The sequence below is a fragment of the Cupriavidus alkaliphilus genome, assembly GCF_900094595.1.
In the GTDB taxonomy this organism is placed as follows: Bacteria; Pseudomonadota; Gammaproteobacteria; order Burkholderiales; family Burkholderiaceae; genus Cupriavidus; species Cupriavidus alkaliphilus.
In genome coordinates this window covers 263,899-281,173 of sequence record NZ_FMAD01000004.1, presented here as the reverse complement: position 1 = coordinate 281,173, position 17,275 = coordinate 263,899, and the positions used below count along the sequence as shown (strand labels likewise).

Genomic DNA, 17,275 nt, shown 5'->3' with positions numbered 1-17,275 from the left:
GGCAGGGAATGACCACTGTAGCGCCGGGGCACCTGACATTCTGTTTGTTTTTGCAACGGTCGTTAACCAGTCTTGCCATCGCGGCCAAGGCAGGTTATTTGCGCACGCGGGTGGCCGTGCGCGGCGTCGTCATCGCCTGGCAAGGCGCTTCAGCGCGGCCGGGTCCAGCAGTTCGATCTGGCGGTAGGCGCGCCGGATCAGCCCGGCGTCCTGCCACGCCTGCAGTGTCTTGGCGACGGTCTGGCGCGAGCGGCTGACCATGTCGCCCAGCTCTTCGGCGCTGATGCGCACGACATGGTCGGTGCGGTCGGCCAGCTCCAGCAGGCGCGCCGCCATGCGCGCGTCGACCGGGGCCTGCGCCGCGCTTTGCGCATGGTCGAAGGCTACCCGCAGGCGCGCGCAGATCTGCTGCACGATCAGCTGCATGCCCTCCGGATGCGTGGCCAGGATGCGGTGGAAATCGCGCTGGCCGAGCACCAGCAGCTCGGTGTTGCCGACGGCGAAGGCGTCATGCGTGCGCGGCTTGCCGTCGAGCAGCGAGATTTCGCCGAACCAGCGCCCGCGCCCGATCACCGAGTACACCGACTCGCGCCCGCCGCTGCTGACCCGGCTCATGCGCACGCGCCCGGACACCACCATGCAGAAATACGTGGGCGGGTCGCCGCGCGCGAAGATCATCGCGCCGTCGCCGAAGCGCTGGCGGCGTGCGGCCTGCGCCACGGCGTCCAGCACGCGTGGCGGCGCGTTGCGCAGCCAGCCGCTGGCCAGCACGCCGCGCGGCAGCGCGCGCACCGGTTCGTCCGCATTCAACGCATGCTTCACCTTAGCCTTCACCTGACGCCCCACATCGCCCTCCTTGCCGGAGCCGAGATTGTCTAACACTTAACAGACTTTGGCCCGGGGCGCCGGGACAATGCAGCGGTTCAACGACTCACTCAAATGCCCCCGGGAGGCCGCACATGGCGCAAGTCCAGCTTGTCGAAGCCGTAAAAGGCTCCGTAGAAGACTCCGTAAAAGACCGCGTCTCCGACGCCGAATGGCAGATGCGCGTCGACCTGGCCGCCGCGTACCGGCTGGTGGCCCACTTCGGCTGGGACGACCTGATCTTCACGCATATCTCGGCGCGCGCGCCGGACGCGCCGGACCAGTTCCTGATCAACCCGTACGGCATGATGTTCGACGAGATCACGGCCTCGAGCCTGGTGAAGGTGGACCACCACGGCGAGCCCGTGCTGGATACGCCGTATGACGTCAACCCGGCCGGCTTCATCATCCACAGCGCCGTGCACGAGGCGCGTCCGGAGGTCGGCTGCGTGATGCACACGCATACCGCGCACGGCGTCGCCGTGTCCGCGCAGCAGGACGGGCTGCTGCCGATCTCGCAGCAGGCGATGTTCGCGCTGACCGGGCTGGCTTATCACGACTATGAAGGCGTGGCGCTGCGCGAGGACGAGAAAGCGCGGCTGGTGGCCGACCTTGGCCGCTGCAAGCAGATGATCCTGCGCAACCACGGCCTGCTTACCTGCGGGCGCACGGTGGCGGATGCGTTCCTGACCATGTACACGCTGGAGTCGGCGTGCCGCATCCAGATCCTGGCGCAAAGCGGCGGCACGGCGCTGACGCGGGTGCCGGACGCCGCCAGCACCAACATGGGCCAGCAGGCGCGCCAGGCCACCAAGGGCAAGGGCTCCAGCCTGGCCTGGCCCGGCCTGCTGCGCCGCCTCGACCGCATCGACCCCGACTACCGCAACTGACCATGGCCATCCTCGTCCACCTGCCGTCGTTCATGGCGGTTCCCATCACCGCGCTGCTGCGCGAGGCGGCGCCTGACGTCACCGTGTGGAACGGCCGCGAGGCCGCCGTCGCGGAACAGGTCGAGGCCATCATCGCGTGGGGCCTGAAGCCCGGCGTGGTGCCGGCCTATCCCAACCTGCGGCTGGTATGCGCCGCCACCGCCGGCGTCGACAAGCTGCTGGCCGCGCCCGACCTGCCCGCGCACCTCCCGGTGACGCGCATCGTCGATCCCGGCCAGCAGGCCGGCATCGCCCGCTTCGTACTGGCGATGGCGCTGCGCCATACCCGCGCGCTGGGCCTCTACGCCGAGCAGCAGCGCCGCGGTGAATGGAAGCGCCATGCGGGGCGCGATGCCGCGCAGTGCCGCGTGGGCGTGCTGGGGCTGGGCGAAATCGGCAGCGAGGTGGCGCGCATGTTCGTCGCCATCGGCTACCCGGTCAGCGGCTGGAGTCGCGCCGCCAAGCACCTGCCAGGCGTCACCGACTTCACCGGCGACGACGGCCTCGACGCCATGCTGGCGCAGAGCGACATCCTGGTCTGCACGCTGCCGCTGACGCCGCGCACCGAGGGGCTGCTCGACCGGCGCACCTTGTCGCGCCTGCCGCGGGGCGCCTACCTGATCAACGTTGGCCGGGGCGAGCATGTGGTCGAACCGGACCTGGTCGCCCTGATCGATGAAGGCCACCTCGCGGGCGCGGCGCTGGACGTGTTCGCCAAGGAACCGCCGGCGGCGGATGACCCGGTCTGGAACCATCCGCGCATCGAGGCCACGCCGCATATCGCGGCCGATCCGTCGTACCCGCTGGTGGCCCGGCAATGCCTCGACAACCTGCGGCGCGCGCGCGCGGGGCGCGCGCTGCTGAACCTGGTGGACCGGCAGGCCGGCTACTAACTCACGCTCACTAGGTCACGGTCACATCGGCCGTGCCTGCCGCCACTTCCAGCAAGCGCGTGCTGGCAGTGGCCGGCAGCGCCGGCGCCGCGCCGCCCGCGACCGGCTTCAGCGTGTGGAAGGTGCAGCTCAGCTTCTGCGGCGTCAGCGTGACCAGCGCGTAGCCCTCGGCATTGGTGTCGGCATGCCGCAGCCACGGATTGAAGGCGCGCAGCGTGGCATCGAAGGTATTGACGAGGGTGCCGCCCACGTTGCTGTAGATCAGCTCGCGCAGCGCGGCAAAGGCCGGGTCGGTATCGACCACGGTGCGGAAGGAGCTGAGCAGCGTGTTGCTCGACAGCCCGGCCGTGACCAGATCCACCATTACGGGCGCCGGCGCCGCGGCATCGTAGTCGTCCATCACCTGTCCGCCGAAGAAGGCGTGGATATCCCCGCTCAGCGCCACCACGTTGCGGATGCCGTTGGTCTTCAGGAACGCCATCAGGTTCTTGCGCTCGGCGTTGAAGCCGTCCCACTGGTCCGCATTGAGGATAAAGCGTTCAAGCAGCGTGATCGCCGGCAGCCGGGCTTCGATCAGCGGCTTGATCGTGGCGTCGAAGTTGGCGCTGTCGATGCCGGCCTGCACCAGTACGTTGCGCAGCGCGGTATAGGCCAGGTTGGCATAGGTGCCGGCGGTGCGCGCCGCGCGCAGGTCGTCGGCCAGCGCATTGGCGATCGCGGTCTCGAGCGAGGCCAGCGCGTTGTTGGCCACCACCAGCGCCCGTGCGATCAGCCGGGCCACCGCCAGCGGCACGTCGACCTGCATGCGCAGCAGCGACAGCTGGTTGCCCCACAGCTTCCAGGTGGTGGCATCGGCGCCGATGCGGTCCTGCCACCATGCGCGCTGGGTATCGCCCAGCATCGATACCGGCGTCAGCGCGTTGCCGGCGGCCGCGATCTTCTGCGCCTCGGCCGCGGCCAGCGTTGCCGTCGGCACGAAGTACAGGCTGCCGATCGAGCGCCCGACCGAGGCCTCGGGAATGATGTGGTCGGCGCGGTACAGGCGCTCGTCGGTCATCAGCAGCGTGGCGAGATTGCCGAAGGTGAAAGCGCGGTAGATCTGTATGTTCTGGAACGACGGGTTGTCCGGGTCCAGCGTCACGTCGGCCGGCATGAATTCGAACCACGCCTGGTTGGCGGCGCGGCGGCGCGCGGTGCGCGGGGTCTGGTCGTCGGTGATGTTGTAAGTCTGGCGGTCCTGCCAGCAGTTGTCCGAGAACTCGTGGTCGTCCCAGATCGCGATCATCGGGAATGCCGCATGCAGCGCCTGCAGGCGTGCGTCGCTGCGGTAGCTGCGGTACAGGTAGCGGTAGTCGTCCAGCGTGGTGGCGTAGATGCTGCCATCCGGCAGCGCGGTGCCGTTGGGCAGCTGCAGCACGGTGTGGCGGTCCTCGACGTTGCCGGCGCGCGAGCCGCCGGGCACGGCTTCGTAGATGTAGTCGCCGACATGGACGATAAAGTCCAGGTCCTGCTGCACCAGCTCTTCCATGCCGGCCCAGTGGTTGGCATTCCAGTCCTGGCAGCTGACAAAGGCAAAGCGCAGCTGCGACAGCGGGGTGCCCGCGGCGGCGGCAGTGCGCGTGCGGCCGGTGATGCTGGGGCGGTTGCCCAGCAGGAAGCGGTAGAAGTAGCGGGTGCCGGGGCTCAGGCCCGTGACCTTGTTGCGGATGGTGTAGTCCCAGTCCGGCAGCGCCATCAGCGGTTGATTCACCAACAGCGTGGGCGGGTCGAAATCCTGCTGCGTCGACACCTGCAGCCGCACCACCACCGGGCGCCTGCCGTTGCTGCCTTCCACGCGCGTCCACACGATCACGCTGTCGGGACGGGGGTCGCCCGACGCCACGCCATGCACGAAGTTGAAGTTCTCGGGGTTGCCGGTATCCGGTTCCGGCGCCGGGTCATCGTCGCCGCCGCCGCAGGCGCTGAGCCCGCCGGTGGCAACGGTGACAGTCAGGAAACTCCCCCACTTGAGAAACTGGCGGCGGTCCATGGTGCTCCTCCTGTTGTTGCTGTTGACCATGCAGCGCGCAGCCGCGCCCGGATGCCGCTTGCGGCACCAGGCTGTCGTGGGGCGTGCTGTTTTTCTGCATCGATACTAGTGGCTGGGTCGGGCATGCGCTGTCGGTGAGGGTCCGACATCGATATAGGAAGAAGTCGACTGGCTCGCGGCGCTGTCGCCTCACGGCAGCGCGGCACGCCAGCGCCACCATGGCGCTGCCAAGCCACGGTGCATAGGCGAGCGCGCCGCGGTCCAACAGCCACGGCGAGGCCGTGGCCAGCGGCAATACCGCCATCGACACGCAGAACGCCGCCGGGTAATGCCGTTCGGTTAACCACCGTCGTTCCCGCGTAGGCGGGAACCCGGCGTCTTTCACGTCCTCTTCGGGGATAAAGTCAGGTTCATCGCCGAATTCCGGGGATGATGTGGGTACAGGGGATTGGTGCGGTTGACTGCGTGGATTCGCCGGCCCTCACCCCGGCCCCTCTCCCGCAAGCGGGAGAGGGGAGCAAACCAGCGGAAGAGAAAAGCCTTTGGGCTGGCCCGCGACAACGCGTGCCAGCGCAGCGACGCACTCCGTGCCCGAGCCCAAGGCTGAGATCGGGTTGGCGGGAGCCAGGGCAGGCGCCGCGCGCCGGCATCAGTCGACGGTGATGTGGTTGGCCTGGATCAGCCTGCCCCACGTGCCCACGTCGGCGCGCACGGTCTGCGCGAACTGTTCCGGGGTCCTGGGCGGCGCCATGCCCATGTTCAGCTGCAGGAAGCGCTCGCGCATGGCGGCGTCCGCCAGCAGGCGGTTCACCTCGGCATTGAGCCGCTGCACGATCGCGGCGCCGGTGCCGGCCGGCACGAACAGGCCATACCAGCTGTCGGTGTCGAACGGATAGCCTTGCTCGGTCATGGTCGGCACGTCGGGCGTGGCCGGGGCGCGGCGCGTGCCGCTGACCGCCAGCGCGCGCAGCTTGCCGGCGCGGATCAGCGGCAGCGACGACGAGGTATCGACGAAGGCCGCCTTGATCACGCCGCCCTGCAGGTCGGCGAGGATCGGTGCCACGCCCTTGTATGGCACGTGGCGCAGCTTCATGCCGGTCTGCATCCTGAGCGCTTCCATGGTCAGGTGGCCGCCCGAGCCGATGCCCCATGAGCCGTAGTCGTAGGCATCGGGGCGCTTGAGGACATGGGCGACGAATTCCCTGAGCGTGCGCGCGGGGACGTCCGGCGTCACCACCAGGAAATTGCCGCCCGCGCCGATCTGGGCCACCGGCACCAGGTCGCGCAGGCCGTCATACGGCAGCTTCGGCTGCAGGGTCTGGTTGATCACCACGGCGGCGGCATAGGTGAACAGCAGCGTGTAGCCGTCGGGACTGGCCTTGGCCACGGCATCGTTGCCGATGATGCCGGTCGCGCCCGGCTTGTTGTCGACCACCATGGTCTGGCCCAGCGCCTTGCCCAGCGCTGCCGCCAGCGTGCGCGCGAACAGGTCGGTGCCGCCGCCCGGCGGCGCCGGCACCACCAGCCGGATCGGCCGCGCCGGCCAGGCGTTGCCGGCGTAAAGGCGGCCCGCCGTGGCGCCCAGGCCGAGCGCGGCGAGGCTGCGCAGCAGCGCGCGCCGGCGCGCATCCGTCAGCCGGGTGGGCGCGCCCGCAAGGGGGGTGCGTGGCACGGTGTCTTTCATGGTGTCTCCCTAGTGCAGGCCGAAGTTGTCCGCCGCTTCGCTCTCGAGCGCGTCGGCGGCCGCGCCATACAGGCTGCGCGACACATAGCTGCGCACCTGCGTGGCGCGCTGGCGCAGCCATGCCGCCTTGAGCCGGCGCGCCTCGCGCACGGTGGGGGTTTCATCCGGCGCCAGCGCCAGCACGTCGATTACGTGCAGGGCCAGTTGCGTATCGCCGCGCTCGGCCAGCGCCTGCGCGTGGCGGATCAGCGCGCCGTGGTCGGCCACGGCGGCGGCGATCTCCGCTGCGGCCTGCTGCGGCGGCGCCGGGTGCAGCGTGGTCGCGTTGCGGTCCCACCAGCCGTTCTCCGAGCGGTAGATGTCGCGCGCGATATAGCTGGGGTCGCCGTACGTGGGCCGCATCCAGGGCTGGTCGAACAGCGCCGCGGGCGGCTGCAGCGCGGCCAGCATCTGGCGTTCGTTGCAGCCCGCGTTCATCAGCCGTACCACCTCGGCGCGCAGCCAGCGCAGGGCGCGCGCGGTTTCGCCCAGCACGCGCTGGCATTCGGCTTCGCCCTGCACGGTGGCGCCGAACTCGCGCACCACGGAGCGCGGCTGCAGCGCCGCCAGGCGTTCCAGCGTGTCGGCCCAGCGCACGGTGTCGCGCATGGTGCGGAACGGGGTGCCGATGTTGGGGATCGAGTCGATCACCGCCGGGCCGCCGTAGAGCAGGCGCCGGCCGGGCAGCCAGACCGCCACGGCGTCGTCGGTTTCCGACGGCGCCCACAGGATTTCCGCGCGGCGCTCGCCATGGCCCAGGGTCAGGCCGTCGGCAAAGGTTTCGGTGGGTTCGACATGGACCAGCTTGCCCGCCAGCGCGCCGGCCGGCTGGCGGAACTGGATCTCGGCCATGCGCTCCTGCATGCGCTGGGTCTCGCGGTAGCGTGCCTGGCGCGCCAGCACGTTGACGTGGGCCAGCACGCGCGGCGCGGGCTCGCCGCGCGCGGCGGCGTGGTCCAGCCATTGCTGCAGGCCGGCGTTGTAGCCCATGTGGCCGTGGCTGTAGCAGATCGCCAGCACCGGCAAACCGGTCTGCGTGCGCAGTGCCTCGATCATGCCGCGCGTGATGCGCCCGCCGGGGCCGCTGTCGACCACCAGCAGGCCGTTGCCCACATCGGCGACAAGGCTCTGGCCTTGCCCGTGCAGCAGCCACACGCCGTCGCCGGCGCTGTCGATCCCCGTGCCCGTGACCAGCGCCGACGGCCGCTCTTCGATGTCCTGCATGCTTGCCTCCCTGTGTTCCGCTGAATGTCGGCATCACTGTCAGGCAAAAGGGCGCGGGGCAGCGATTGGGGAATATCCCGCCGCACTGCGGCATGCCGCCCGCAAACGCAGCGCCGGCGCGGCAACAGGGCGGTTCAGGAACTTCAGGTGTAAACCGCTGGTTAGCACCGTGCCGCTGCTGGCAGTTCCCGCGCGCCGCGCGCTGCGGTAACGCGCGCTCAGGCGGGGCGGCGCAGCGGGCTGTCGGGCAGGTGGGTCAGGTAGTGCACTTCGCGCCGCAGCTGCGTGGCAAATTGCGCGGCGACCGGCGTCATCGGCGAATCGGCGCGGTAGATCAGGCTGACCCGGTGGCTGGGGAGCCGGTCTTCGATCGGCAAGGGCACCAGCCCGGCGGCGGCGAGCTGCCCCGGCACCAGCTGGCGCGGCAGCATGCACAGCAGATGGCGGTCCTGCAGCAGCGACTGGATCATGCCGATGGTGTCGCAGCGCACCGCCACGCGCGGCAGCGGCAGGTTGTGCTCGCGAAAGGCGTCGAGGATGGCCGCGCCCGGGCCCTGCATGCGCTGGCCGGTCAGCACCCAGTCCGAGCCCACCAGTTCGTGCAGGCGGCGCGCATGCCGCAGCGGGTGCTCGCGGTGCGCCACCACCACCGAATCGTTGTTGTAGAGCGGCTCGCAGGTGAACTCGCGCTCGATGCCCTCGTCCGGCACCGGGCTCACCGCCATGTCCATCACGCCCGCGCGCAGGTCGTCGAGGTGCATCGGATAGACGCCGCTGTCGATGCAGACCAGCACGTCCGGGTGCTGGGCGCGGAAGCGCGTCAGCACCGCCGGCAGCAGCAGGTGTGCCGGGCCGCCGGTGGCGCCCACGCGCACCACGCCGTTGCGCGCGCCCAGCATCTGCGCCATTTCCTCGCTGGCCTTGCGGGCCTCGGTGGCGATCAGCCGCGCGCGCCGCAGGAAGGCTTCGCCGAAGCGCGACAGCACCACGCCGCGGGTGGTGCGGGTCAGCAGCGGCACATGCAGCTCCTCTTCCAGCTGGCGGATGCTCTTGGTCAGTGCCGGCGCCGACACGTCGCGGGCGCGCGCGCCGGCGCGGATGCTGCCGTGCTCGGCCACGGCGATGAAGTCCTGGACTTGGCTCAGACGCATGGATTTGGCTCCACTCAGACGACGCACTGGGCGCACAGCATAGCGGCAATCCGCGGGCTTCGGGATAACCCGAGGGTGCTAACCAACGGTTTGCACCGCAGCCGTTTTGGCATCTGCCGCAAGGCACGGTGCTAACGCATGATCGCTCCACATCGACGCCAACCGCCGGCCGCGCCGGCTTCTTCGGGGAGTGAAACCGCATGGCAAACCGGCAAGACCTGCCGCTGGCAGGCATACGCGTGGCGGAGTTCGGGCAGTTCATCGCGGCGCCGGGCGCGGCCATGATGCTGGCCGACCTGGGCGCGGACGTGGTCAAGGTGGAAGCGCTGCGCGGCGACAGCGCGCGGCGCTTTGACGGCACCAGCCCGCAAAGCCCGATGTTCCTGGCCTACAACCGCGGCAAGCGCGGCATCGCGCTGGACCTGCGCACGCCCGGCGGGCTGGATGCGGCGCGGCGGCTGGCGCTGGCCAGCGACGTGGTGCTGCACAACACCCGCGCCGGCGTGATGGAAGCGCTGGGGCTGGACGCCGCCACGCTGCGCGCCGCGCGTCCCGGCCTGATCCACGCTTCCATCAGCGGCTTCGGCACGCGCGGGCCGTCGCGCACGCGGCCCGGGCTCGACATTGCGGCACAGGCGGAGAGCGGCATGATGTCGGTCACCGGCGAGGCCGGCGGGCAACCGCTCAAGGCCGGCTTCGCGCTGATCGACGCGGCCACCGCGCTGGCGGCCGGCAACGCCATCCTGGCCGCGCTGTTCCGGCGCGAGCGCACCGGCGCCGGCGAGACCATCGAGACCTCGCTGCTGTCGGTGGGCGTGCAGCTGCAGGCCCAGCTATGGGCCGAGTACCAGTGCTCCGGCGCGCTGCCGGTGCGCAGCGGCAACAGCCAGCCCAAGGCCGCGCCGGCGGCCGACGTGATCGCGGTGGCCGACGGCCATATCGTGCTGTCGGCCTACCTGGACGAGCACTGGGAGCGGCTGTGCCAGGCCATCGGCCAGCCCGCGCTGGCGCACGACCCGCGCTTTGCCAGCAACGCGCTGCGGGTCCAGCACCGCGCCGCGCTGCTGGCAATCCTGCACGATGCCCTGCGCCACCTGAGCGGCGATGCGGCGCGCGCGCTGCTGGAGCGCCACCAGGTGGTGGTGGGCGTGGTGCGCGACTACCACCAGGTCAAGGCCAGCGCCGACGTGCATGCCAGCGGCATCCTGCGGCCCGTCGACGACGGCGAGGGCGGCCGGCTGGAATTGCCCGGGCTGCCGTTCACCATGGCCGGCCTGCCCGCGGGCGGCCTGCCCGCGGTGCCGCGGCTTGGCCAGCATACCGCCGAGGTGCTGGCGGAACTGGGCTACGGCGCTGCGGATATCGACGCCATGGCGCGGGCCGGCAATATCGGCGTGGAAGCCGCGCAGCAGGAGGCAGCATGAACGCGCCCGCGTCTCCCGTCCTGCTGCAGCGCCACGCCGGCTGGGCCGAGCTGGTGCTGAACCGCCCGGCGCGCCGCAATGCCATCGACATGGCGCTGGCGCGCGCGCTGGGCGACGCGATCGAAACCCTGGCCGCCGACGACAGCGTGCGCGCGGTGCTGCTGCGCGGCGCCGACGGCGGCTTCTGTTCCGGCCTGGACTTGCAGGCGCTGCAGGCCGAAGCCGGCGGGCTGGCGGCGTTCGCGCCGGTGTGGGAGCGCGTGCACCAGGGCCTGCGGCAAAGCCGCAAGGCCTGGGTGGTGGCGCTCGAGCGCCATGCCATCAATGGCGGCGCGGCGCTGGCGCTGGCTGGCGACCTGCTGGTGTGCGGCGCCGGCGCCTTCCTGCAGATCGGCGAGATCCGCCTGGGCATGGCCGCGCCGCGAAATGCCGAGTGGCTGGCGCTGCGCCATGCGGAAGCCGTGGCCGCGCGCCTGTGCCTGCTGGGCGACCGCGTGCCCGCGCCTGAGTTGCTGCGCCTGGGCATCGCCACCGAAATGGTCGACGACACCCAGGTGCTGGACCGCGCGCGCGGGCTGGCCGCCACCATCGGCGGTTTTCCGGCGGACGGCGTGGCCGCGATCAAGGGCGGCATGCGCGCGGCCTCCGTCGCGCGCGCCAGCAACGCTTGAAGGCAGATACCATGACCGAATCCCTAATCAACGATGACGAGGCCTCGCTGCAGGCCTTCCGCGGCGAGGTGCGCGAGTTCGTCGCGCGCGCGTTGCCCCATGCCGTGCGCGAGAAGGTCCGCCTCGGGCTGGAAGTCAGCAAGCAGGAGCTGGTCGACTGGCAGCACCGGCTGGCCGAGCGCGGCTGGCTGGTGCCGCACTGGCCCGCCGCATGGCAGGGCTGCGACTGGAGCCCGGAGCGCCGCGCCGTGTTCCAGGAAGAACTGGTGCTGGCGCACGCGCCCGAGAGCGGCGGCATCACCTTCGAGATGATCGGGCCGATCCTGATCCGCTACGGCACGCCGGCGCAGCAGCAGTATTTCCTGCCGCGCATCCTGAACCAGGAGCACTGGTGGTGCCAGGGCTATTCCGAGCCCAACGCCGGCTCGGACCTGGCCTCGCTGAAAACGCGCGCGGTGCGCAAGACCCGGCCCGACGGCAGCGAGGTCTACGTGGTCAGCGGCAGCAAGATCTGGACCTCGTACGCGCAGTACGCCGACTGGATCTTCTGCCTGGTGCGCACCGATACCGAAGCGCGCGCGCAGCAGGGCATCAGCTTCCTGCTGATCGACATGCGCAGCCCCGGCGTGAGCGTGCGGCCGCTGGTCGGCATCCATGGCTGGCACCTGTTCAACCAGGTGTTCTTCGACGAGGTGGAAGTGCCGGTGGAACACCGCGTCGGCGACGAGAACGCCGGCTGGGCCATCGCCAAGTCGCTGCTCGAGCATGAGCGGCTGAACCTGGCGCGCGTGGCCGAGAACCGCCGCCGCCTGGCCAAGGTGCGCGCCATCGGCGCGGAGCTTGAGGAGGGCGGCCAGCCGCTGCTGCAGCGCCCGTGGTTTGCGCGCCGGCTGCGCGCGCTGGAGGTGCGGCTCGAGGCGCTGGCGGCCACCGTGCTGCGCTTTCGCCGGCAGGCGCGCGCGGGCCAGGCGCTGGGGCCCGAGACCGGCATGCTCAAGCTGCTGGGCAGCCGGCTGATCCAGGACATCGAGAACCTGGCGGTCGATGCGCTGGGCCCGGACACGCTGGCCTATGACCGCGCCGCGCATTTCGAACCGGCGCTGCCGCCACCGGGCCAGTCCCCCTACGCCGCCGCGGCCTCGGCGCGCCGCTTCGTCACGCGCGGCTACACCATCGCCGGCGGCTCCAGCGAGATCCAGCACGAGCTGCTGGCCAAGCAGGTGCTGGGCCTGTAGCACGGCCACGGTGGCTGCAACCTCTGCATAAGGACACGAACAGATGAGCGATGCAACGGACGATCGCCGCATGCTGCGCGACAGCGTGCGGCGCTATGTCGAACGCGGCTACGGCTTCGAGCAGCGCCGCGCCGCGCTGGCCGAGCCTGATGGGTTCTCGCGCACGCACTGGCGGGCGTTTGCCGACATGGGCTGGCTTGCGCTGGGTTTGCCGGAAGCCTGCGGCGGCCTGGGCGACGCCACGGACCAGGCGCTGCTGGCGGAAGAACTGGGCCGCGCCCAGCCTGCCGAGCCGTGGCTGGCCAATGCCGCGCTGTGCGCGCCGCTGCTGGCTGCCTGCGGCGATCCCGCGCACGTGGCCGCCGCGGCGGCGATGGCCGAAGGCGGCGCCATGCTGGCGCTGGCCGCCTGGGAAACGCAGGGGCGCTATGACGCCTTCGATATCAGCACCACCGCGCAGGCCCACGCCCCGGGGCAATGGACGCTGGACGGCCGCAAGACGCTGGTGCTGGGCGGCGGCAGCGCCAGCCTGCTGCTGGTGCTGGCGCGCACCGGCGGCCAGCGCCGCGACCGCCATGGCCTGACCCTGTTCGCGGTGCCGGCGGATACGCGCGGCGTCAGCGTCGAAGCGCTGCCGACCTACGACGGCCGCCAGACCGCCAGCGTGACGCTGCGCCGCGCCGTGGTGCCGGACAGCGCGCGTATCGGCGCGCGCGACGGCGCCTGGCCGCTGGTGGAGGCCGCCATCGACCGCGCCACCGTGATGGCCTGCGCCGAAGCCGTCGGCACCATGTCGCGCGCCTTCGACCTGACCCGCGACTACCTGGCGACGCGCGAGCAGTTCGGCCGGCCGCTGACCGCCAGCCAGGTGATCCGGCACCGGCTGGTGGACCTCTATGTCAGCGTCGAGCAGGCGCGCGCCATCACCGAAGCCGCGGCCGACGCGCTGCAGGGCGATGCGGTGGCGCGCATGCGCGCGGTCTCGCATGCCAAGGCCTTTGTCTCGGATGCCGGGCGCGCGCTGGGCGAGGACGCGGTGCAGCTGCACGGCGCCGTCGGCATGACCGACGAGGTCGAAGTCGGCCACTGCTACAAGCGCCTGGCGGCGCACGCCAACCTGTTCGGCGATGCCGACTGGCACTACGAGCGGCTGGCGGCACTCGATCACGCGGCGCAGGCGCAGGCCTGAGCCGGTTCAGCGCGGGCGCCCGGGCCAGCCGGCGCGCCCGCTGACGACACGCCGGCAATGTACCGGCATGCGCGGCCACTGCGCCGCAACGGAGACAGCAATATGAGCAGCCAGCACACTGGCGCCCGCAGGACGCGCGCCACGCGCGCGGCCCTGGCCGCGGCGCTGATCCTGGCGGGCGCCGCCAGCGCGCACGCCGAGGCCACTTACCCCAGCAAGCCGATCCGCATGGTGCTGCCGTCGGGCGCGGGCACCGTGACCGACCAGACCGCGCGGCTGGTGGCCGAGCGCCTGACCGCGGGGCTGAAGCAGCCGGTGGTGGTCGACAACCGCCCCGGCGCCAACGGCATCATCGCCAGCGAGACCGTGGCGCGTGCCGCGCCCGACGGCTACACGCTGCTGTTCACCTATGCCGCGACCATGACGGTGAACCCGTGGACCACGCCGTCGCTGCCGTACGACCCGGTCAGGGACTTCACGCCGATCGCGCGGCCGAGCCAGCCCGGCGGCAACCTGCTGGCGGTCAGCGCCGACGTGCCGGTGCGCAGCCTGCAGGAACTGATCGCCTACGCCAAGGCCAGCAAGACGGAACTGGCCTATTGCTCGTGGGGCGTCGGCTCCGGCGGCCACCTGGCGATGGAATACCTGAAGGCCAAGGCCGGCATCCACCTGCGCCACATCCCGTACAAGACCGCGACCCAGTGCAGCAACGACCTCGCCGCGGGCCACGTCACCATCGGCATTACCGATGCCATTTCTTCGGTGCCGCACCTGAAGTCCGGCCGCATCCGCGGCATTGCGGTGTCCGGCCCGGAGCGCCTGCTGACCGCGCCGGACGTGCCGACCATGTCGCAGCAGGGCGTGCCGTTCCAGCAGGCCAGCTGGGTCGCGATCTTCGGGCCCAGGGGCGTGCCCGCGCCGATCGTCGAGCGGCTCAACGCCGAGGTCAACCGCATCCTGCAGACCCCGGCCGACCGCGCCAAGTTTGCCGCGATGAACCTGCAGCCGGCCGCGCCGTCGAGTCCGGCCGACCTCGGCAAGCTGCTCAGCGCCGACCTGGCCGCATGGGGCGAAGTGGTGAAGGTGGCGGGGCTGCAGGCGAAGTAGGGCAGACACACAACAACGAGGACGGGAGACAGAGAGCGTGAAGGCAACACAGTGGATGGCGATGGGCGTGGCCCTGGCCGCGGGCAATGCCGCGGCCGGCACCATGCAGTTGTTCGGCGTGGTCGATGCATCGATCGAATACGCCAAGGGCTCGGACAGCGTGGTGCGCATGCGCGAAGGCCAGCAGGCCGCGTCGCGCTGGGGCATCCGCGGCATCGAAGACCTTGGCGGCGGACTCAAGGCCAACTTCCTGGTCGAGTCGGGCTTCAATATCGATACCGGCACCGAGTTCTTCGGCAACAACCGGCTGTTCGGGCGGCAGGCCTACCTGGGCCTGTCAGGCAGCTGGGGCGAGTTCCGGCTGGGGCGGCAGTACACGCCGTCGTTCTATGCGCTGCTGCGGCTGGACCCGTTCCTGCTAAACGGCGCGGTGTCGCCGTTCAACCTGCTGAGCGCAACCGCCTCGCAGGGGACCGGCCACGTGGCTTACGGCGCGCGCTTCGACAACGCGGTGCAGTACTTCTCGCCCAAGTGGGGCGGCTTTGGCTTCGGCGCCGCGGTGGCGCCGGGCGAGGTGCCGGGGTCGGCGCGCTCGGGACTGAACTTCGGCATGAACGCGACCTGGGAGGCGGGCAACGCCTATGCGTTCTACAGCTACCAGGGGATGTATTCGGGCGCCAACTTGCAGGTGGAGCCGACGCTGACGTCGAACCATTTCGTCGGCGGCTCGTACCGCTTCAAGCCGGTGGAGATCGGCCTGCTGTTCAGCGCGGCCAGCAGCGAGCGGCCCGAGACCCGCTCGGCGCGCCACTACGGCGTGACCTTCAGCTGGGCCGTGACCCAGCGCGACACCTTCAAGGCCGCCGCGCTCAAGCGCCAGATCCTCGGCGGCGGCCAGCGGCCGCTGGCAGTCACGCTGGGCTGGGACCACGACCTGAGCAAGCGCACCACGGCCTACGTGCGCGCGGTGCTGGTGCACAACAGCGCCGGCGGCAGCGTCAGCAACAACAGCATCGTGATCGATCCGGGCAGCGGGGATGATGCGAAGTCGGTGAGCGTGGGGTTGCGGCACCGGTTTTGAATGGCGGGCGCGTAGCACCGGGAGCAGCGGCATCATTGCCTCAAGCTTGCCAACTGCCGCTTGTGTACTCCCTCTCCCGCTGGCGGGAGAGGGCCGGGGTGAGGGCGGGAGCGTCGACGAAGTGAAGGCCGTCGCTATTGCACGCGCCTACTTCAACTGCTGCGCAAACTCCTCCAGCTGGGTAATGCAGATCCCCCAGCCCTCATAAAACCCCATCTCCTCATGCTGCTTGCGCGTGGCCTCGTCCGGATGCATCACGCGCGCGATGTAGCGGGTGCCGTCGCCCTCGTCGGCCATGGTGATGACCGCGGTCATCGACAGCCACGGCGTGCCGGGCCGATACCCGGCGACCAGCGCCGAGGTGGAGACGATCTTCTCCATCGGCACGATCTCGAGGAAGCAGCCGGGGTTGTCGCTGGTGCCGCCATCGGGGCCTTGCATGAAGGTATGGAAGGCGCCGCCGGGGCGCATGTCGAAGGCGCGCACCTCGGTGGTCCAGGGCTTGGGGCACCACCATTGCTTGAGCAGCTGCGGATCGCTCCAGGCGCGCCAGACCTTGGCGCGCGGGGCCTTGAGCAGGCGCGAGATAACCAGGTCCTGGCTTTCGGTGCCGGCGGCGTTTTCATTCGTCATTGGACTGCTCCTCTTGGTGAAGGGCTTCGACAAAAGCCGCCAGGCGGTCGGTACGAGCCTCCCACAGGGCGCGCTGGTCGGCCAGCCATTGCTGCGCGTCGGACAGCGGTTGCGGCACCAGTTCGCAGGTGCGCACGCGCCCCGTCTTGCGCGAGCGGATCAGGCCGCTGCGCTCCAGCACCTGCAGGTGCTTCATGAACGAGGGCAGCGCCATCGCGAACGGTGCCGCCAGCGCCGAAACCGTTTCGGGCCCGCGCCCGAGCGTGCTGACGATGGCGCGGCGGGTCGGGTCCGCCAGCGCGTAGAACACGCCGGACAGCGGGGAAAGATCGACAGCCTGGGACACGTCTGCAAACTCGGCACAATGGTTAGCCACGCGGCTAAGTATAGGGGGCCAGCCAGAACTTGCAAGCCCGACATGCAAGACGCCCCGGACCAGCCGGGGCGCCTTGCAGCCAGGGCAGTGCGTTCGCGCCTATTGCTGGCGGACGTAGGCCGCCAGGGCCTTCACTTCCTCCGGCTTCAGGCTGGCGAACGGCGGCATCGGCACCGCGCCCCATTTGCCGCTGCTGCCGCCGCGGATGCTGGCTTCCAGCTTGGCCTGCGCCTGCGCATCGCCCTTGTAGCGGGTGGCAACCTCGTGATAGGCCGGTCCGACCAGCTTCTGCGTCACGCCATGGCAGCTCAGGCAGGCATTCTTTGCCAGCAGGCCCTGCACGTCCACGGTCGTGGCAGCGGCTTCCGAGGCCGCCGGCTTGCCGGCCTTCTGCGCGATCGCCACGATCTCGGGGTCCTTGATTTTTGCCGAGCCGTAGGCCACCGCGAGGTAGGCGCCGAGCTGCTCGACCTCGCCATCGTCGATCGGCGCGCCGTAGGCCTGCTGCATCTTCTTCATCTCGGCGGTCCACTGCGCCAGCGTCAGCCCGGGCGGCTGGTAGGAGACGTAGTCGGCCGAATGGCAGATCGCGCATTTCTGCATGGCGATGCCGTAGCCGGGGAGCTTTGCCGGCTTGAGCTTGACGTTCTCCGCCGGCAGCCTGATGTCCTGCGGCGCGGCGCCGGCATGGCCGGCACCGAGCAGGGCGAGCGCCAGCAGCGCGGGGGCGATGGTTGCTTTCATGG

The 17,275-nt window shown here is 70.6% G+C and carries 16 protein-coding genes; 8 read left to right on the top strand and 8 right to left on the bottom strand.

What is annotated here, in order from left to right; translation table 11 throughout:
• Positions 1-129 precede the first annotated feature (129 nt).
• On the bottom strand, positions 130-822 hold the full coding sequence (locus GA0116996_RS10630) for a Crp/Fnr family transcriptional regulator (RefSeq protein ID WP_243419668.1): 693 nt from the start codon (positions 820-822) through the stop codon (positions 130-132).
• Between the two features lie 137 nt (positions 823-959).
• On the opposite strand from GA0116996_RS10630, the gene GA0116996_RS10625 reads away from it, so the two are divergent.
• Both GA0116996_RS10625 and GA0116996_RS10620 read left to right on the top strand, forming a co-directional pair.
• Entirely contained in the window at positions 960-1,754 is a 795-nt protein-coding gene (locus GA0116996_RS10625) for a class II aldolase/adducin family protein (RefSeq protein ID WP_092310469.1), read from the top strand.
• A gap of 2 nt (positions 1,755-1,756) precedes the next feature.
• Complete coding sequence (locus GA0116996_RS10620; protein WP_092310466.1) at positions 1,757-2,686, top strand: 2-hydroxyacid dehydrogenase; 930 nt, start codon at positions 1,757-1,759, stop codon at positions 2,684-2,686.
• A 10-nt stretch (positions 2,687-2,696) separates the two neighbouring features.
• On the opposite strand, the gene GA0116996_RS10615 is transcribed toward GA0116996_RS10620, so the two are convergent.
• The 4 genes from GA0116996_RS10615 to GA0116996_RS10600 form a co-directional block, all read right to left on the bottom strand.
• The gene (locus GA0116996_RS10615) at positions 2,697-4,715 is read right to left on the bottom strand and encodes an alkaline phosphatase D family protein (RefSeq protein ID WP_092310463.1); all 2,019 of its coding nucleotides are present in this window, start codon (positions 4,713-4,715) and stop codon (positions 2,697-2,699) included.
• A gap of 649 nt (positions 4,716-5,364) precedes the next feature.
• Positions 5,365-6,399 carry a Bug family tripartite tricarboxylate transporter substrate binding protein gene (locus GA0116996_RS10610; RefSeq protein ID WP_092310460.1) on the bottom strand — a complete coding sequence of 345 codons (1,035 nt, stop codon included), beginning with the start codon at positions 6,397-6,399 and terminating at the stop codon, positions 5,365-5,367.
• 9 nt (positions 6,400-6,408) lie between these two features.
• Positions 6,409-7,662: an alkyl sulfatase dimerization domain-containing protein gene (locus GA0116996_RS10605; RefSeq protein ID WP_092310457.1), complete on the bottom strand. Its 1,254-nt coding sequence runs from the start codon at positions 7,660-7,662 to the stop codon at positions 6,409-6,411.
• A gap of 218 nt (positions 7,663-7,880) precedes the next feature.
• A complete protein-coding gene (locus GA0116996_RS10600; RefSeq protein WP_092310454.1) occupies positions 7,881-8,813 on the bottom strand; it encodes a LysR family transcriptional regulator in 933 nt (310 codons plus the stop codon).
• A gap of 200 nt (positions 8,814-9,013) precedes the next feature.
• On the opposite strand from GA0116996_RS10600, the gene GA0116996_RS10595 reads away from it, so the two are divergent.
• The 6 genes from GA0116996_RS10595 to GA0116996_RS10570 all read left to right on the top strand — a co-directional run bounded on the left by GA0116996_RS10595 (position 9,014) and on the right by GA0116996_RS10570 (position 15,520).
• Positions 9,014-10,237, top strand: a complete 1,224-nt coding sequence (locus GA0116996_RS10595; protein ID WP_092310451.1) for a CaiB/BaiF CoA transferase family protein — start codon at positions 9,014-9,016, stop codon at positions 10,235-10,237.
• Positions 10,234-10,908 carry an enoyl-CoA hydratase/isomerase family protein gene (locus tag GA0116996_RS10590; RefSeq protein ID WP_092310448.1) on the top strand — a complete coding sequence of 225 codons (675 nt, stop codon included), beginning with the start codon at positions 10,234-10,236 and terminating at the stop codon, positions 10,906-10,908. The genes GA0116996_RS10595 and GA0116996_RS10590 overlap by 4 nt, the downstream gene beginning before the upstream one ends.
• 11 nt (positions 10,909-10,919) lie before the next feature.
• On the top strand, positions 10,920-12,143 hold the full coding sequence (locus tag GA0116996_RS10585; protein WP_092310446.1) for an acyl-CoA dehydrogenase family protein: 1,224 nt from the start codon (positions 10,920-10,922) through the stop codon (positions 12,141-12,143).
• Between the two features lie 43 nt (positions 12,144-12,186).
• Entirely contained in the window at positions 12,187-13,332 is a 1,146-nt protein-coding gene (locus tag GA0116996_RS10580) for an acyl-CoA dehydrogenase family protein (protein ID WP_092310443.1), read from the top strand.
• A gap of 102 nt (positions 13,333-13,434) precedes the next feature.
• Positions 13,435-14,439: a Bug family tripartite tricarboxylate transporter substrate binding protein gene (locus tag GA0116996_RS10575; protein WP_092310440.1), complete on the top strand. Its 1,005-nt coding sequence runs from the start codon at positions 13,435-13,437 to the stop codon at positions 14,437-14,439.
• Positions 14,440-14,494: 55 nt separating this feature from the next.
• Positions 14,495-15,520, top strand: a complete 1,026-nt coding sequence (locus GA0116996_RS10570) for a porin (RefSeq protein ID WP_092310437.1) — start codon at positions 14,495-14,497, stop codon at positions 15,518-15,520.
• Positions 15,521-15,667: 147 nt separating this feature from the next.
• Here the strand turns inward: GA0116996_RS10570 and GA0116996_RS10565 are convergent, their stop codons facing one another.
• From GA0116996_RS10565 to sorB, 3 genes are all read right to left on the bottom strand, one after another.
• Positions 15,668-16,153, bottom strand: coding sequence for an SRPBCC family protein (locus GA0116996_RS10565; RefSeq protein ID WP_092310434.1), 486 nt, complete (start codon positions 16,151-16,153; stop codon positions 15,668-15,670).
• Positions 16,143-16,499 (bottom strand): ArsR/SmtB family transcription factor, encoded by a 357-nt coding sequence (locus tag GA0116996_RS10560; RefSeq protein WP_092310431.1) that lies wholly within the window; start codon positions 16,497-16,499, stop codon positions 16,143-16,145. The genes GA0116996_RS10565 and GA0116996_RS10560 overlap by 11 nt, the downstream gene beginning before the upstream one ends.
• Before the next feature lie 129 nt (positions 16,500-16,628).
• The gene (sorB, locus tag GA0116996_RS10555; protein WP_092310428.1) at positions 16,629-17,273 is read right to left on the bottom strand and encodes a SorB family sulfite dehydrogenase c-type cytochrome subunit; all 645 of its coding nucleotides are present in this window, start codon (positions 17,271-17,273) and stop codon (positions 16,629-16,631) included.
• Between the last annotated feature and the right edge of the window lie 2 nt (positions 17,274-17,275).

Coding starts and splice junctions, on each gene's coding strand:
- GA0116996_RS10615 (WP_092310463.1), bottom strand. CDS start 4,715: ATGGACCGCCGCCAGTTTCTCAAGTGGGGGAGTTTCCTGACTGTCACC.
- GA0116996_RS10590 (WP_092310448.1), top strand. CDS start 10,234: ATGAACGCGCCCGCGTCTCCCGTCCTGCTGCAGCGCCACGCCGGCTGG.
- GA0116996_RS10595 (WP_092310451.1), top strand. CDS start 9,014: ATGGCAAACCGGCAAGACCTGCCGCTGGCAGGCATACGCGTGGCGGAG.
- GA0116996_RS10600 (WP_092310454.1), bottom strand. CDS start 8,813: ATGCGTCTGAGCCAAGTCCAGGACTTCATCGCCGTGGCCGAGCACGGC.
- GA0116996_RS10580 (WP_092310443.1), top strand. CDS start 12,187: ATGAGCGATGCAACGGACGATCGCCGCATGCTGCGCGACAGCGTGCGG.
- GA0116996_RS10605 (WP_092310457.1), bottom strand. CDS start 7,662: ATGCAGGACATCGAAGAGCGGCCGTCGGCGCTGGTCACGGGCACGGGG.
- GA0116996_RS10570 (WP_092310437.1), top strand. CDS start 14,495: ATGGCGATGGGCGTGGCCCTGGCCGCGGGCAATGCCGCGGCCGGCACC.
- GA0116996_RS10620 (WP_092310466.1), top strand. CDS start 1,757: ATGGCCATCCTCGTCCACCTGCCGTCGTTCATGGCGGTTCCCATCACC.
- GA0116996_RS10575 (WP_092310440.1), top strand. CDS start 13,435: ATGAGCAGCCAGCACACTGGCGCCCGCAGGACGCGCGCCACGCGCGCG.
- sorB (WP_092310428.1), bottom strand. CDS start 17,273: ATGAAAGCAACCATCGCCCCCGCGCTGCTGGCGCTCGCCCTGCTCGGT.
- GA0116996_RS10585 (WP_092310446.1), top strand. CDS start 10,920: ATGACCGAATCCCTAATCAACGATGACGAGGCCTCGCTGCAGGCCTTC.
- GA0116996_RS10625 (WP_092310469.1), top strand. CDS start 960: ATGGCGCAAGTCCAGCTTGTCGAAGCCGTAAAAGGCTCCGTAGAAGAC.
- GA0116996_RS10610 (WP_092310460.1), bottom strand. CDS start 6,399: ATGAAAGACACCGTGCCACGCACCCCCCTTGCGGGCGCGCCCACCCGG.
- GA0116996_RS10565 (WP_092310434.1), bottom strand. CDS start 16,153: ATGACGAATGAAAACGCCGCCGGCACCGAAAGCCAGGACCTGGTTATC.